Annotated in this window: 13 protein-coding genes; 6 read left to right on the top strand and 7 right to left on the bottom strand. The window is 67.2% G+C overall.

What is annotated here, in order from left to right; all coding sequences use genetic code 11:
• Positions 1 to 180: 180 nt before the first annotated feature.
• The 6 genes from rimP (at position 181) to CBM2594_RS10230 (ending at position 6,958) form a co-directional block, all read left to right on the top strand.
• On the top strand, positions 181 to 669 hold the full coding sequence (gene rimP / locus CBM2594_RS10255; protein WP_116356740.1) for a ribosome maturation factor RimP: 489 nt from the start codon (positions 181 to 183) through the stop codon (positions 667 to 669).
• Positions 666 to 2,141 (top strand): transcription termination factor NusA, encoded by a 1,476-nt coding sequence (nusA, locus tag CBM2594_RS10250; protein ID WP_116356739.1) that lies wholly within the window; start codon positions 666 to 668, stop codon positions 2,139 to 2,141. The genes rimP and nusA overlap by 4 nt, the downstream gene beginning before the upstream one ends.
• 90 nt (positions 2,142 to 2,231) lie before the next feature.
• Positions 2,232 to 5,123, top strand: coding sequence for a translation initiation factor IF-2 (gene infB / locus CBM2594_RS10245; RefSeq protein WP_116356738.1), 2,892 nt, complete (start codon positions 2,232 to 2,234; stop codon positions 5,121 to 5,123).
• A gap of 60 nt (positions 5,124 to 5,183) precedes the next feature.
• Positions 5,184 to 5,555 carry a 30S ribosome-binding factor RbfA gene (gene rbfA / locus CBM2594_RS10240; protein WP_116356737.1) on the top strand — a complete coding sequence of 124 codons (372 nt, stop codon included), beginning with the start codon at positions 5,184 to 5,186 and terminating at the stop codon, positions 5,553 to 5,555.
• Positions 5,556 to 5,636: 81 nt separating this feature from the next.
• Complete coding sequence (gene truB / locus CBM2594_RS10235) at positions 5,637 to 6,584, top strand: tRNA pseudouridine(55) synthase TruB (RefSeq protein WP_116356736.1); 948 nt, start codon at positions 5,637 to 5,639, stop codon at positions 6,582 to 6,584.
• A 191-nt stretch (positions 6,585 to 6,775) separates the two neighbouring features.
• Positions 6,776 to 6,958 carry a YgaP family membrane protein gene (locus CBM2594_RS10230; RefSeq protein WP_116356735.1) on the top strand — a complete coding sequence of 61 codons (183 nt, stop codon included), beginning with the start codon at positions 6,776 to 6,778 and terminating at the stop codon, positions 6,956 to 6,958.
• Between the two features lie 61 nt (positions 6,959 to 7,019).
• Here the strand turns inward: CBM2594_RS10230 and CBM2594_RS10225 are convergent, their stop codons facing one another.
• The 7 genes from CBM2594_RS10225 to CBM2594_RS10195 all read right to left on the bottom strand — a co-directional run bounded on the left by CBM2594_RS10225 (position 7,020) and on the right by CBM2594_RS10195 (position 14,309).
• Positions 7,020 to 8,012 (bottom strand): Bug family tripartite tricarboxylate transporter substrate binding protein, encoded by a 993-nt coding sequence (locus CBM2594_RS10225; RefSeq protein ID WP_116356734.1) that lies wholly within the window; start codon positions 8,010 to 8,012, stop codon positions 7,020 to 7,022.
• A gap of 67 nt (positions 8,013 to 8,079) precedes the next feature.
• Positions 8,080 to 8,787, bottom strand: a complete 708-nt coding sequence (locus CBM2594_RS10220; protein ID WP_116356733.1) for an AroM family protein — start codon at positions 8,785 to 8,787, stop codon at positions 8,080 to 8,082.
• Complete coding sequence (locus CBM2594_RS10215) at positions 8,784 to 9,707, bottom strand: DUF1177 domain-containing protein (protein ID WP_116356732.1); 924 nt, start codon at positions 9,705 to 9,707, stop codon at positions 8,784 to 8,786. Before CBM2594_RS10215 ends, CBM2594_RS10220 begins: the two co-directional genes overlap by 4 nt.
• 40 nt (positions 9,708 to 9,747) lie before the next feature.
• Positions 9,748 to 10,464: a dipeptidase PepE gene (pepE, locus tag CBM2594_RS10210; protein WP_116356731.1), complete on the bottom strand. Its 717-nt coding sequence runs from the start codon at positions 10,462 to 10,464 to the stop codon at positions 9,748 to 9,750.
• A 22-nt stretch (positions 10,465 to 10,486) separates the two neighbouring features.
• The gene (locus tag CBM2594_RS10205; RefSeq protein WP_116356730.1) at positions 10,487 to 11,275 is read right to left on the bottom strand and encodes an IclR family transcriptional regulator; all 789 of its coding nucleotides are present in this window, start codon (positions 11,273 to 11,275) and stop codon (positions 10,487 to 10,489) included.
• A gap of 170 nt (positions 11,276 to 11,445) precedes the next feature.
• Entirely contained in the window at positions 11,446 to 13,053 is a 1,608-nt protein-coding gene (locus CBM2594_RS10200; protein WP_232346596.1) for a DHA2 family efflux MFS transporter permease subunit, read from the bottom strand.
• 2 nt (positions 13,054 to 13,055) lie between these two features.
• Positions 13,056 to 14,309, bottom strand: coding sequence for an HlyD family secretion protein (locus CBM2594_RS10195; RefSeq protein ID WP_116356729.1), 1,254 nt, complete (start codon positions 14,307 to 14,309; stop codon positions 13,056 to 13,058).
• Between the last annotated feature and the right edge of the window lie 41 nt (positions 14,310 to 14,350).

Here is a 14,350-nt window from a genome sequence, read left to right as displayed (position 1 = left end):
CCTCGTCCGAGGGTGGGCGAATGATGGGCATTGCGCCCATTTTTTTTTGGTTCGCCCGTTTTCGGTGGTTCCGCTGGGGCGGAACGGGTTGGCGGACAGGCAGCGCTGCAGCAGGGTCGTCCCGGACGGCACCGGCGGGTTTGCCTGCCACGGTGTTGATGGCCATTACTCGGGATAACAGTGCATCTGGCAGATTTGATCGAAACCACCCTAGGCGGCATGGGATATGAGCTGGTCGAGCTCGAGCGTGCCCCGGCCGGATTGCTGCGTGTCTATATCGATCAGCCTGAAACCGGCATTGCCATCGAGGATTGTGAAAAGGTGAGCCGCCAGCTCACCCACGTGTTTACGGTCGAGAACGTCGACTATGAACGCCTCGAGGTCTCGTCGCCCGGACTGGACCGGCCGCTAAATAAGCTGGCCGACTTCATCCGCTTTGCCGGCGCGGAGGCGCGCGTGACGCTGCGCCTGCCCGTCAACGGACAGAAGAACTTCACAGGCATCCTGCGCGAGCCGACCGGCGCCGCGGGCGAGGAGAAGATCGGCCTGGAGTTCGAGGGCAAGGATGGCCCGGCGCTGCTGGAATTTGCCGTATCCGATGTCGACAAGGCACGCCTGGTGCCGGTGATCGACTTCAAAGGAAATCAAAGAAAAGGGAACAAGCAATGAGCCGCGAAGTTCTGTTGCTCGTCGATGCGCTTGCGCGTGAGAAGAACGTCGACAAGGATGTGGTATTCGGTGCCCTGGAGGCGGCGCTCGCCTCGGCCACCAAGAAGCGTTTCGAGGAAGACGTGGATATCCGGGTCGCGATCGATCGCGAGTCGGGCGAGCATGAAACCTTCCGCCGCTGGCTGGTCGTTCCCGACGAACTGGGCCTGCAGGAGCCGGACAAGCAGATCCTGCTGTTCGAGGCCCGCGAGGAAAATCCCAGCATCGAGCTGGGCGACTATATCGAGCAGCAGATCGAGTCGGTCGAGTTCGGCCGCATCGGCGCGCAGGCCGCCAAGCAGGTGATCCTGCAACGCATCCGCGATGCCGAGCGCGAGCAGATCCTGAACGACTACCTCGATCGCGGCGAGAAGATCATGACCGGCACGGTCAAGCGCGCCGACAAGAAGGGCCTGATCGTTGAGTCCGGCCGCGTCGAGGCGCTGCTGGCCCGCGACCAGATCATCCCGAAGGAAAACCTGCGCACCGGCGACCGTGTGTGCGCCTATATCCTCAACGTGGACCGCGCCGCGCGCGGCCCGCAGATCGAGCTGTCGCGCACCGCGCCCGACTTCCTGATCAAGCTCTTCGAAAACGAAGTGCCGGAAATGGAACAGGGCCTGCTGGAGATCAAGGCGGCTGCCCGCGACCCGGGCGTGCGTGCCAAGATCGCGGTGGTGGCGCATGACAAGCGCATCGACCCGATCGGCACCTGCGTGGGCGTGCGCGGTACGCGCGTCACCGCGGTGCGCAACGAGATCGGCGGCGAGGCAGTGGATATCGTGCTGTGGTCGGAAGACCCGGCGCAATTCGTGATCGGCGCGCTGGCGCCGGCACAAGTGCAGTCGATTGTGGTCGATGAAGAAAAGCACAGCATGGACGTGGTGGTCGACGAGGAAAACCTCGCCGTCGCCATCGGCCGCAGTGGTCAGAACGTGCGCCTGGCGTCCGAGCTGACCGGCTGGCAGATCAACATCATGACGCAGGAAGAATCGGCGCAGAAGCAGGCCGAAGAAAGCGATGTCGTGCGCAAGCTGTTCATGTCCAAGCTGGACGTGGATGAGGAAGTCGCGGACATCCTGATCGAGGAAGGCTTCTCCACGCTGGAAGAAGTGGCTTATGTCCCCATCAGTGAAATGATGGAGATCGAGGCCTTTGACGAAGACACCGTCAACGAGCTGCGCAATCGCGCGCGTGATGCGCTCCTGACGATGGAACTGGCCCGGGAAGAAAAGGTGGAAGAGGTGTCGCAGGACCTGCGCTCGCTCGACGGCCTCAACCCGGAACTGATCGGCAAGCTGGCCGAAGGCGATATCCATACGCGTGACGACCTGGCCGAACTGGCTGTGGACGAGCTGGTCGAGATGACCGGTGTCAGCGAGGAAGAAGCCAAGTCGCTGATCATGAAAGCACGGGAACATTGGTTCAACTGAGGGACACGCCCGGGCCGGCCAAGGCCAGCCCGGGCGCGCTTTCCGCATCAATCTGTCCCGACGTAGAAACCAAGCATTGAAAGGGTTTGAATGGCAAGCACAACAGTTGCCCAACTGGCCGCAGAACTGAGTCGCAGCGCAGCTGCCCTGCTGGAACAATTGCAGGCGGCTGGGGTGGGCAAAGCGACGCCAGAAGACATCATCACGGAATCGGATAAGACCAGGCTGCTGGATTATCTGAAGCGCTCGCACGGCCAGTCCGACGACAGCGCCCGCAAGAAGATCACACTGACCAAGCGCGAAACCTCCGAGATCCGCCAGTCGGACGCCACCGGCAAGACCCGTACGGTCCAGGTGGAAGTACGCAAGAAGCGCGTGCTGATCAAGCGCGACGACGCTGCGCCTGACGCACAGGCCGACGGCGCCGAGGCGCATGCCCCGGTCGTCGACGCTGCCGAGGAGGCGCGCCGCGAAGAGGAAGAGCGCCGCCAGGCCGAACAGCTGGCGCGCCAGGAAGCCGAAGCCAAGGCCGCCCGCGAGGCCGCCGAACGCGAGGAAGCCGAGCGCCGCGCCCGCCAGGAAGCACTCGAGGCCGAACAGCGCCGCCAGGCCGAACTCGCCGCCCGCAAGGCCGAGGAGGAGGCTGCCGCATCGCGCGCCGTGACCGAAGCCAACGAGGACTCCTCGCGCAAGAAGGCCGAGGACGAGAAGGCCCGCGTCGCCGCCGAACGCGCCGAGGCGCAGAAGGCCGCCGACGAGGCCAAGGCCGCCGCCGACAAGGCCCGTGCCGAGCAGGAAGTCGCCGCGCGCAAGCGCCGCGAGGCTGCCGAAGCCGAAGCCCGCGCGATCCAGCAGATGCTGAACGCGCCGGCACGCGTGCTGAAGGCGCCGTCCGAGCGCAAGGCCGAGGAAAAGAAGGCCGAACAAACCGGCACGCTGCACAAGCCGGTCAAGCCGGCCGGCGCCGAAGCCAAGCCGGGCGAGAAAAAGCCGGTGACCGCCACCGCGACCACCACTGCCGACAAGAAGGGCAAGGTCGTCAAGACCGGCACTTCGTCGACGTGGCAGGACGAAGGCAGCCGCAAGAAGGGCAGCGGCCTGAAGACGCGCGGCGATTCGTCGGGCGGCGTGGGCGGCTGGCGCGGTGGCCCACGCGGCCGTGGCGGCCGTCAGCAGCAGCATGACGACAGCCGCAGCAACTTCCAGGCGCCGACCGAACCGGTGGTGCGCGAAGTGCACGTGCCGGAAACCATCTCGGTGGCGGATCTCGCCCACAAGATGGCGGTGAAGGCTTCCGAAGTCATCAAGCAGATGATGAAGCTCGGCCAGATGGTGACGATCAACCAGGTGCTGGACCAGGAAACCGCCATGATCGTGGTGGAAGAAATGGGCCACAAGGCGTATGCCGCCAAGCTGGACGATCCGGAAGCGCTGCTGGTGGTCGACGGCGAAGAGCACGAAGACGCCGAGCTGCTGCCGCGCCCGCCGGTGGTGACCGTGATGGGTCACGTCGACCACGGCAAGACCTCGCTGCTGGACTACATCCGCCGCACCAAGGTGGCCGCGGGCGAAGCCGGCGGCATTACGCAGCATATCGGTGCCTACCATGTGGAAACCGACCGCGGCGTGATCACCTTCCTGGATACCCCGGGCCACGAGGCCTTCACGGCCATGCGTGCCCGCGGTGCCAAGGCCACCGACATCGTGATCCTGGTGGTCGCGGCCGACGACGGCGTGATGCCGCAGACCAAGGAAGCGATCGCGCATGCCAAGGCTGCCGGCGTCCCCATCGTGGTGGCGATCAACAAGATCGACAAGCCCGATGCCAACCCCGACCGCGTCAAGCAGGAACTGGTGGCGGAGCAGGTGGTGCCGGAAGAATACGGCGGCGATTCGCCGTTCGTGCCGGTTTCCGCCAAGATGGGTACCGGCGTGGAAGACCTGCTCGAGCAAGTGCTGCTGCAAGCCGAAGTGCTGGAACTGAAGGCACCGGTGGATGCCCCGGCCAAGGGCCTGGTGGTGGAAGCCCAGCTCGACAAGGGCAAGGGCCCGATCGCAACCATCCTGGTCAGCAGCGGCACGCTCAAGCGTGGCGATGTGGTGCTGGCCGGCAGCGCCTACGGCCGCGTGCGCGCCATGCTGGACGAGAACGGCAAGACCACCAAGGAAGCCGGCCCGTCGATCCCGGTGGAAATCCAGGGTCTGTCGGAAGTGCCTGCCGCCGGTGAAGAAGTGCTGGTGCTGCCGGACGAGCGCAAGGCCCGTGAAATCGCGCTGTTCCGCCAGGGCAAGTTCCGCGACGTGAAGCTGGCCAAGCAACAGGCCGCCAAGCTGGAGAACATGCTCGAGCAGATGGCCGAAGGCGAAGTGCAGACGCTGCCGCTGATCGTCAAGGCCGACGTGCAGGGTTCGCAGGAAGCGCTGGTGCAGTCGCTGCAGAAGCTGTCGACCGCCGAAGTGCGCGTGCAGATCGTGCACGGCGGCGTGGGCGGCATCTCCGAGTCCGACGTCAACCTGGCGACGGCTTCGAAGGCGGTCATCATCGGCTTCAACGTGCGTGCCGATGCCGGTGCGCGCAAGCTGGCCGAGCACAACGGCATCGATATCCGCTACTACAGCATCATTTACGATGCGGTGGACGAGATCAAGGCGGCGATGTCGGGCATGCTGGCGCCGGAGAAGCGCGAAACCACCATCGGCCAGGTCGAGGTACGCCAGGTGTTCCGCGTGCCGAAGATCGGTGCGGTGGCCGGCTGTATGGTTACCGACGGCCTGGTCAAGCGCAACTCGCTGGTGCGCGTGCTGCGCAACAACCTGGTCATCCACGACGGCGAGCTGGATTCGCTCAAGCGCTTCAAGGATGACGTCAAGGAAGTCAAGCAAGGCTTCGAGTGCGGTCTGTCGATCAAGAACTTCAACGATGTTCAGGAAGGCGACCAGCTCGAGGTGTACGAAATCACAGAGGTGGCGCGCACGCTGTAAGGCGTCGCAAGCAACGGCAGGCTTCGGCCTGCCGTTGTCATCTCGACCAGACTGTATTGAATGGCCAAAAAAGGCAATATCTCCTCCCGCAATCTCCGCATCTCCGACCAGATCCAGAAGGACCTGGCCGAGATGATCCAGCGCGAACTGCGCGACCCGCGCCTTGGCCTGGTCACGCTGCAGTCGGTCACGCTGACGCCCGACTACGCGCACGCCAAGGTGTACTTCACCGTGCTGGGCGCCGAGGCCGCCGCAGCCGAAGCCATCCTGAACGAGAAGGCCGGCTACCTGCACTCGCTGCTGTTCAAGCGCCTGCATATCCATACCGTGCCGACGCTGCATTTCCACCACGACACCTCGGTCGAACACGCGATCGAGATGTCCCGGCTGATCAACGAAGCCAACGCCACGCGTTCGAAAGACGAAGACTGATGCCGGCGCCCATGCCGGAAGGCGTGGGGCTTGCTGGCACGGTCGCCGCGCGTTCCGCATCGCCGCCCTGCTTTTTCCCCGATGACCGATTCCAACGCCAACCGTCCGCCGCGCCTGCCGCGCCGCGAGGTCCATGGTGTGCTGCTGCTCGACAAGCCGCTGGGGCTGTCGTCCAACGACGCCCTGGTGCGCGCCAAGCGCCTGCTGCGCGCGGCCAAGGCCGGCCATACCGGCACGCTCGATCCGCTGGCCACGGGGCTGCTGCCGCTGTGCTTCGGCGAAGCCACCAAGTTTTCGCAGGACCTGCTGGAAGCGGACAAGACCTATGATGCCGAGGTGCGCCTGGGCGCGCGCTCCAGCACCGGCGACGCCGAGGGTGAACTGCTTGACGTGCGCCCGGTCACCTGCGACCGCGCCGCGGTCGAGCGCGTGCTGGCAAGTTTTGTCGGCGACATCGAACAGGTGCCGCCGATGCATTCGGCGCTGAAGAAGGACGGCCGTCCGCTGTACGAATACGCGCGCGCCGGGCAAACCGTGGAGCGCGCCGCGCGCCGCGTCACCATCCGCTCGATCGCGCTGCTGGCCTGCGCCTTGCCCGAGGCCCCGTCGTTCACGATGCGCGTGACCTGCAGCAAGGGCACCTATATCCGCACGCTGGCCGAGGACATCGGCGAGGCGCTGGGCTGCGGCGCGCACCTGACCGGATTGCGCCGCATCGCGGTGGGCGACCTGACGCTGGATGGCGCCGTCACGCTGGAGCAGATTGGGCTCCAGGATGATGCGCAGCGCCCGGCGATGCTGGCGCCGGTGGATGCCTTGCTGCAGAAGTGTGTGCCGGTACATCTGGACCAAGCCGCGGCGGGGCGTTTCCTGCAAGGCCAGCGCATCGCCCGGCGCGACCTGCCGGCGGCTACCGAACTGGCCGAGGAAGCGCTGGCGCGCGTCTATGCCGGCGAGCCGGCGCGGCTGCTTGGCGTCGCGCGCATGCGCGAGGGCGCGCTGCGGCCCGAGCGACTGGTGAAACTGTAGGCAGCGCCCTGCCGGCAGCAAAAAGGCCACGTGGGCCCGGATCGATCGGGGCACGTGGCCTTTTTGTTTTTTCGCGACCCGGGACGCGCAGGGGCCTGTATCGAATGCGGAGCCAGTTGTGGTCTGGTCAAAGACTTCCGCAGAGACCCGGCGCAAGCTCGCCCTGTTTACTTGGCAAACAGGAGCAAGCGATGTTGTTCTGCAAAAACGTTGGTGTTGTGGACCGTGTCCTGCGGATCGTGGTCGGTGCCGCGCTGATCGCACTGGTCTTCGTCAGGCCCGGGACGCTATGGGGCTGGATCGGGCTGGTGCCTTTGCTGACCGGCGTGATGGGCTATTGCCCGGCGTATCGGCTGTTCGGCAAGGGCTGCTAGCGCAGGCAGCGCCGGACCGTCAGGGAAACGGGCCCGCCGGGCCCGTTATCTCATGCAGCAATTACTCGAGCGTGATCTTCGCCGTCTTGATCACGTCGGCCCACATCTTGCGGTCCTGCGCCAGGAAGCCGGCGAAGTGCTCGGGCGTGTCGCCGACCGGCTCCGAGCCGAACTCTGCCATCTTCTTCTTTACTTCCGGATTCGCCAGCGCCTTCACCAGTGCCTGGTTGTAGCGCGCCACGATCGGCTTGGGCAAGTCCTTGGGGCCGAAGATCCCTTGCCAGGTCGGCATGTTGAAGTCCTTCAGGCCGCTTTCGGCCAGCGTCGGCACGTCGGGCAACAGCGCCGCGCGCTTGCTGCCGGTGACGGCGATGGCGCGCACCTTGCCGGACTTGGCCAGCGCTGCGGCCGTGGTGATGTTGTCGACGGTCATGGCGATATGGCCGCCCATCAGGTCGGTGATCACCGGCGTGGCGCCCTTGTACGGCGCGTGGACCATGTCGATGCCCAGGCGATGCAGCATGGTCTCGGCGATCAGGTGGTTGGAGGTGCCGACGCCCGCGGTGCCATAGGTGACCTGCGGCGTCTTTTTCACGTACGCGGTGAAGTCCGCCATGGTCTTGACCGGCAGCGCCGGGTTGATGATCACCACGTTGGGCTGCGTTGCCAGCATGGCGATCGGGGTAAAGTCATCGGCCTTGTACGGCGTGCCCTTGGGGTTGAGCACGTGGGTCACCGCCATCGCGCCGGCCGCGCCCATGCCGATGGTATAGCCGTCCGGCGCCGCCTTGGCCAGCTTGTCGGCGGCGATATTGCCGCCCGCGCCCGGCACGTTTTCGACCACCACCGGCACGCCCAGGCTTTCCGACAACGGCGCTTGCACCAGCCGTGCCAGCAGGTCGGCGGAGCCGCCCGGCGCAAAGCCGACCAGCAGCCGCACCGGCTTCGACGGCTTCCATTCCTGCGCATGCGCGCCGGTGGCCGCTACCGCGCCCAGGCTCATGCACACCATGCCGCGCAGCAGCGGCCCCATCCACTTCGCCACCTTTTCCATCGTTACTCCCACTCCAGCAGTGTCACAGGCAATCTGTCAGCGGGCTTGCCTTTACCCGTAAGCCATATCACAGGCCGCGTCCGCCGCGGCCATCCAGTACCTGGCCCAGCAGCGTGGCCACCATCCGGTTCGACAGCAGCACCGGCGCGCCGGCATGGCGCGCGACTTCGGCACGCATCGCCTCGGTGTAGCCCATGCAATGCATCACGATCAGGTCACAGCCGCGCAGCGCTTCGCCGGCCTCGGCGAAGCGCCCGGTGCCCATGTCGGTATAAGGCGAGGCGTGCGTCACGCGCAGTTCGCACGACACCGGCTCGATCAGGTGAAAGCTGCCGACCTGGCCTTCGAGCGGCAGCACGATGCCGAGCCGCCTGCAGCCGTGGGCCAGCGCGGCGGTCAGGCGATCCACCACCTGCTGCGGCTCGATCACCAGCGTGCGCAGCGGCGGCAGCGCGGTGCCCGTGCACAGCGGCACCAGCGCGTCGAAGCGGCCATCGTCGAGCGAGGCCATCAGCCGCGCCAGCATGGCTTCGGCGACCGGCTTGCCCATCACCGCCTGCGAGCCGTCGCGCAGGCGGCTGGCAAAGCGGTATTCGCCGGCGGCGGGGGCGAGCGCGGCGATGGCATCGGCGCCGAGGCCGTCGAGGATGCCGAATTCTTCGGCCGCCACCGGCACGCCCAGGTCATCCAGCATCTGCGGCACCACGTCGGTCCGCGGCGACTGGCCGATGGTGACGAAGGCCACGCGCGGCAGGCGTGCGGCGCTGGCGGTCATGGCGCCACCCCGACCGTCTGCAGGTGCGCCAGCGAGCCGTAGCGCCGTTGCAGCTCGGCAAACTCGTCCACATCGTAGAACGGGCACTGGCCCTGGCCGAACAGCTTGGCGGCCTCGATACAGAAGCGCGTGGCCACGTCCAGGTCATGGGCGTTGGTCACGCCGGTGGCGCAGCCCGGCACCGTGGTCTGCGCGGTCAGTGCGACGCCGACCACCGGCGCGTCGGTGACGATGGCCGGCTGCATGATCGAATTGACATGCCACAGCCCGTTCTCGTAAGGCGTGATGTCCTGCGTGGTCAGCGGCAGCACCACGGGCAGCTCGCCGCTGACCCAGCCGATCAGGTCGAGCATGCGTTCGGGCAGCCGCAGCAGCCAGCCCTGCTTGGCCACCGGCGTCAGCGCGACGCCGCGCCGGTTGACGAAGCGGTTGCCGCGCGTGGTGTCGACCGACAGGATCGCCGCCATCTGGGGATGGACTTCGTGCGACATCATCGTGCGCATGGCGAAGGGCGACTTCATCATCGGCACCGGCTGGTGCGGGCGGGTGGCGGCGTGCGGGCAGATATGCGTGTGGATGCGCACCGGGCCGGCCAGCACGTCGCCGCCGGCGGCCATGTCGGCGAGCTTCAGCGCGGTGGCGACGGCGACGATGGCGCCGTCGGCATCGGACACCAGCCCGGTCACGGCCGGGCGCGCGCCCACGCCGCCGAGGCGGCCGACCACGCCCAGCGCGGGCGCGTCGGGGTTGCGGCCGGGCAGGGTGCAGGCGAGGAAGTCGGTGTAGAGGCCGTTTTCTTCGACGCGCGTCACCGTGACGTCGCGGATGCCGCGCGCGCGCAGCACAGCGGCAACGGCTTCGCCGTCGACGTTGGCTGCGGACAGCAGCTCGATCGATTCAATCACCTGCTTGAGGGACATCTTGCTTGGTTCCTTGCTTGCTTGACGGTAAGGCGAGGGCTCAGCTGGCCGTGCTGGGAGCCGGCACGGACAACGCGCCAGGCGCGACGTTCACGATCTCCGGGCCAAGGAACCAGCGCGCGCCATGCGCGCCGCCCATCTCCATGCGATCGCCTGATACCCGCACCCAGTTGCCTTCGGGCAGTCCCAGCACCGGCATCTGCGGCTGCAGCGCGGTGAACTCGGCCAGCCGCTGGTCGCGCGTTTCGCCGCGGAAACCCGGCACCACCAGGTTGAAGTAGTGCGGGTTGATCTGGAACGGCACCAGCGCCAGCGCATCGAGCCCGCCGGGGTCGGCCACCGGCATGTCGTTGGTGGTGCGGATGGTCGGGCAGGCCACGTTGGTGCCGGCGCTCCAGCCGATATAGCGCGCGGCGCCGGCGGCCACCTGGCGCGCAATCACCGGCAGCAGGCCGCGCTCGCGCAGGCATTGCAGCAGGCGGAAGGTGTTGCCGCCGCCGATGACGATCAGTTCGGCCGCAGCCACCGCGCGCACGCAGTCGGCATCGGAGAGCCGGTGCGGCGAGTGCGCTGCGATGCCGGCCGGGGCCAGGGCCTCGCGCACCAGCGCCTCATAGCTGTCCCAGTCGCGCGTGACGCCGGCGAACGGCAGGAAGCAGGCGCGGGTGCGCCCGCCGGCCAGTTCGCGGATCGCGTCGTGGGCATGGACGAGGTAGCCCGCGTCGCTGGAGGAGTTGCTGAGTAACAGGAGTTCCATGGGATTCAAGCTGCCGGGATGACTATTTGGCGGCGCTGTCGCCGGGCTGGAGCCAGAGCGGATCGCCGAGGCGCTGCCCGACCGGCGCCACCGCCTGCACCAGCGTCTCGCGCAGCGCCTGGGCCTGCGCCTGGCTGACCTGCATCGCGGTGAAGGACAGGCACAGGCCGCGCACATCGCCGGACAGCGGGTCGGCCAGCGTGGTGGCCACCGCGCCGATGCCTGGCATGCCTTCGTTCACCGCGATGGCGCTGCGCTCGCGGCTGGCGCTGGCCACGCGCTCGGCCAGTTCGGCCACGGTGGCGGGGCAGCCGGCCGGCGCCTCTGGCAGCTTGCGCGCGCCGGAAGTGCCATAGCGTGCGCTGAATTCGGCTGCCGGCAGGCGCGACAGCAGCACCCGGCCCATCGCCGTGGTGAAAGCGGGCCGGCGCGCGCCCGGCGGCGACAGCACCTGCACCGGGTTGCTGCCGTTCAGGCGCTGCAGCACCACGGTGTCGGTGCCGTCGAGCATCGACAGGTAGGCGGTGAAGCCGGTGGAGTCCGACAGCGCGGCCAGGATGGCGCGGCATTGCTCGTCGAACGGATGCGCCTGCGTCGCCGCCTGGGCGGCGCGGATCAAGAGCGTGCCGGGGCGGTAGCGGCGCGTCGACGGCTGCAGTTCCAGCAGCCGGTAGCGCACCATCTGCGCCAGCAGCCGCGAAGCCGAGCTCTTGGCCAGGCCGAGTTCGTCGATGACGTCGTTGAACGTAACCTCGTGCCGGCCGTGCTCGAACATGGCCAGCACGCTTTCCACGCCTTCGAGAATGCTCACACCGTCGCTCCGTCTGATTTCTCTGTAAGTTCCGTTTTTTGGAACCTCGGTTCCGTAAATCGGTTTGGAGATCATAGGCCGGACCGGGCCGGAATTCAAGGGGGCGCGGCAACAAGACAAAAAAAGGGACGCCCGCAGGCGTCCCTTGGTGCTCAAGTGGCCGTGTAGCCTCAGTGCGCCGCCATCGCGTCCGCCGAGCCGCCGCCGCCCCTGGCCGGCCGCGTCAGCCAGACAAAGCCGATCAGCACGAAGAACAGCATGCCCGAAATCCAGAAGATGTCGTTGGCGCCGAGCATGGCCGCCTGCTGGGTGATATTGCGCTCGATCACGCCGACCGCCTGCGCCTGGCTCATGCCCATCTGCATCAGGTGGTTGAGCTGTTCGTGGTAGACCGGGTTGTACGGGTTGACCTGCTCCACCAGTTGCGCGTGGTGCAGGGCCGAACGGTTCTCCCACACCGTGGTCGAGATCGACGCGCCGATGCCGCCGAAGGTGATCCGCACGAAGTTCGACAAGCCCGACGCGGCCGGGATCTTTTCCGCGGGCTGGCCCGACAGGATGATCGAGGTCAGCGGGATGAAGAACAGCGCCATCGCCGCGCCCTGGATCAGCGTGGGCACCATCAGCGTCCAGGTGTCGACCTGCGTGGTGAAGCCCGCGCGCATCAGGCTGACGATGCCGAAGGTGATAAAGGCCGCGGTGGCCACCCAGCGCGCATCCATCTTCGGCAGGTTGCGCCCGATCACCGGCGACAGCAGGATCGCGAAAATGCCGACCGGCGCCATCACGATGCCGGCGTCGGTCGCGGTATAGCCGACGATGGTCTGCAGCCACAGCGGCAGTATCACCAGGTTGCCGAAGAACAACCCGTACGCCACCGAGATCGCCACCACGCCGGAGCTGAAGTTGCGGCCCTTGAACAGGCTGATATCGACAATGGGATGCTTCTCAAAGGTCTCCCATGCCAGGAAGAACAGGAAACCGACGATCGCCACCAGCGTCAGCACCACGATCTCGGTCGAGTGGAACCAGTCCAGCTCCTTGCCCTTGTCCAGCATCAGCTGCATCGAGCCCACCCAGATCACCAGCAGGGCCAGGCCGATGCGGTCGATCGGCAGGATCTTGGTCGGGGTCTCGCGGTCCTTGTAGATGGCCCAGGTGGCGTAGGCGGTGACGATGCCCACCGGCACGTTGATGTAGAAGATCCACGGCCAGGTCATGTTGTCCGAGATCCAGCCGCCCAGCAGCGGGCCCATGATGGGCGCCACCAGCGTGGTCATGCCCCACAGCGCCAGCGCCATGGTGCTTTTCGCGGGCGGATAGCTCGACAGCAGCAAGGACTGCGACAGCGGGATCATCGGCCCGGCCACCGCCCCCTGCAGCACGCGCGCGGCCAGCAGCGTCTCCAGGTTGGGCGCGACGCCGCACAGCCACGACGCCAGCACGAACAGCAGGATCGAGGTGATGAACAGCCGCACCGCGCCGAAGCGCGTGGTCAGCCAGCCGGTCAGCGGCACCGAGATCGCATTGGCCACCGCGAACGAGGTGATGACCCAGGTGCCCTGGTTGGGCGCCACGCCCAGGTCGCCCGAGATCGCCGGGATCGACACGTTGGCGATCGACGAGTCCAGCACGTTCATGAACGTGGCCAGCGACAGCGCGATGGTGCCCAGCACCAGCTTGCCGCCGGTCAGCGGCTGCGGCTGCTGGGGCAGGGCCCGCGCCGGCGCCGGGGTGGCGCCGGGCGCGGCCGGCGCGGCGGAAGGGGAAGTTGCCATGATCAGGTGTTGGCGGGCTTGGCAGGTTTGGCGTGGGCGGCGGCGCTGGCCGAGGACACGCCGGCACCGCGGCCGCCGTTGTTGGCGGCGATGATGCGCGCGATCAGCTGGTCGGCATCCTGCGCCACCTTGTCATAGACGTCGGTCTGCATCGGCCGGGCCGGCGCGGCGGCGGCCATGGCCGCGCCTTCCTCGCGGCGCACGTCGACCTTGACTGTCATCGACAGGCCCACGCGCAGCGGATGGTCCTTCAATTGCTGCGGGTCCAGCGCGATGCGCACCGGCAGGCGCTGCACCACCTTGATCCAGTTGCCGGTGGCGTTCTGCGCCGGCAGCAGCGAAAACGCCGAACCGGTGCCGGCCGAGAAGCCCGCGACCTTGCCGTGGTATTCGACCTTGGAGCCATAGACGTCGGCTTCCAGCGTCACGGGCTGGCCGATGCGCATATGCGTGATCTGCACTTCCTTGAAGTTGGCGTCGACCCAGACCTGGTCCAGCGGCACCACCGCCATCAGCGGCGCGCCGGCGGCGACGCGCTGGCCGACCTGCACCGAGCGCTTGGCGACGTAGCCGGTCACCGGCGCGGGCAGGGTCGAGCGCGCGAACGACAGGTAGGCCGAACGCAGGTTGGCGGCGGCGCGCTGCACGTTGGGATGCTTCTCGACCGTGGTCTGGTCGGTCAGCACCTTGTTCGACGCGAGCTGCTCGCGCGCGGCCAGCAGCGCCGACTCGGCGCCCTTGAGCGCGGCCTGCGCGTGCGAGATCTCTTCATTCGACACCGCGCCCGAGCCGGCGATGGCCTGGCGCCGGCGCAGGTCGTCGCGGGCCTTGGCGACGTCGGCTTCGCGCAGCGCCACGTTGGCGGCGAGCGAGCCGTTGTTGACGTACAGCGTGCGCACTTCGCGCACGGCCTGGGCCAGCTGGGCCTCGGCCTGTTCCAGCGCCACCTGCGTATCGGCGCGGTCGAGCTGGATCAGCGGCTGGCCGGCGGTGACCAGTTGCGTGTCGTCGGCGGCGATCGAGATCACCGTGCCGGCCACCAGCGGCGTGACCTGGACCACGTTGCCGGCGACATAGGCATCGTCGGTGCTTTCGAAATGGCGGGCATACAGCCCCCAGTACACGCCGTAGCCGATGCCGGCGACGACGATCGCCGCGGTCAGCGACAGCAGCATGCGCTTGCGCTTGCCGTTGGCAGGGGTGGCCGTGGCTTGCTGGGGGGTGTTGGTGCCGGCGGCTTGCTGGTTGTTGCTCATGATGTCTTCTGGATAATCTGGTCTGCGATCACTGGGTGCGC

The sequence above is a fragment of the Cupriavidus taiwanensis genome (genome assembly GCF_900249755.1).
Lineage (GTDB): Bacteria > Pseudomonadota > Gammaproteobacteria > Burkholderiales > Burkholderiaceae > Cupriavidus > Cupriavidus taiwanensis_D.
Note: the sequence above shows the minus strand (reverse complement) of the source record. Positions and strands in the feature narration are given on the sequence as shown.

Coding starts and splice junctions, on each gene's coding strand:
- truB (WP_116356736.1), top strand. CDS start 5,637: ATGACCGATTCCAACGCCAACCGTCCGCCGCGCCTGCCGCGCCGCGAG.
- CBM2594_RS10220 (WP_116356733.1), bottom strand. CDS start 8,787: ATGACCGCCAGCGCCGCACGCCTGCCGCGCGTGGCCTTCGTCACCATC.
- CBM2594_RS10225 (WP_116356734.1), bottom strand. CDS start 8,012: ATGGAAAAGGTGGCGAAGTGGATGGGGCCGCTGCTGCGCGGCATGGTG.
- rbfA (WP_116356737.1), top strand. CDS start 5,184: ATGGCCAAAAAAGGCAATATCTCCTCCCGCAATCTCCGCATCTCCGAC.
- infB (WP_116356738.1), top strand. CDS start 2,232: ATGGCAAGCACAACAGTTGCCCAACTGGCCGCAGAACTGAGTCGCAGC.
- nusA (WP_116356739.1), top strand. CDS start 666: ATGAGCCGCGAAGTTCTGTTGCTCGTCGATGCGCTTGCGCGTGAGAAG.
- CBM2594_RS10195 (WP_116356729.1), bottom strand. CDS start 14,309: ATGAGCAACAACCAGCAAGCCGCCGGCACCAACACCCCCCAGCAAGCC.
- CBM2594_RS10215 (WP_116356732.1), bottom strand. CDS start 9,707: ATGTCCCTCAAGCAGGTGATTGAATCGATCGAGCTGCTGTCCGCAGCC.
- CBM2594_RS10230 (WP_116356735.1), top strand. CDS start 6,776: ATGTTGTTCTGCAAAAACGTTGGTGTTGTGGACCGTGTCCTGCGGATC.
- CBM2594_RS10200 (WP_232346596.1), bottom strand. CDS start 13,053: ATGGCAACTTCCCCTTCCGCCGCGCCGGCCGCGCCCGGCGCCACCCCG.
- pepE (WP_116356731.1), bottom strand. CDS start 10,464: ATGGAACTCCTGTTACTCAGCAACTCCTCCAGCGACGCGGGCTACCTC.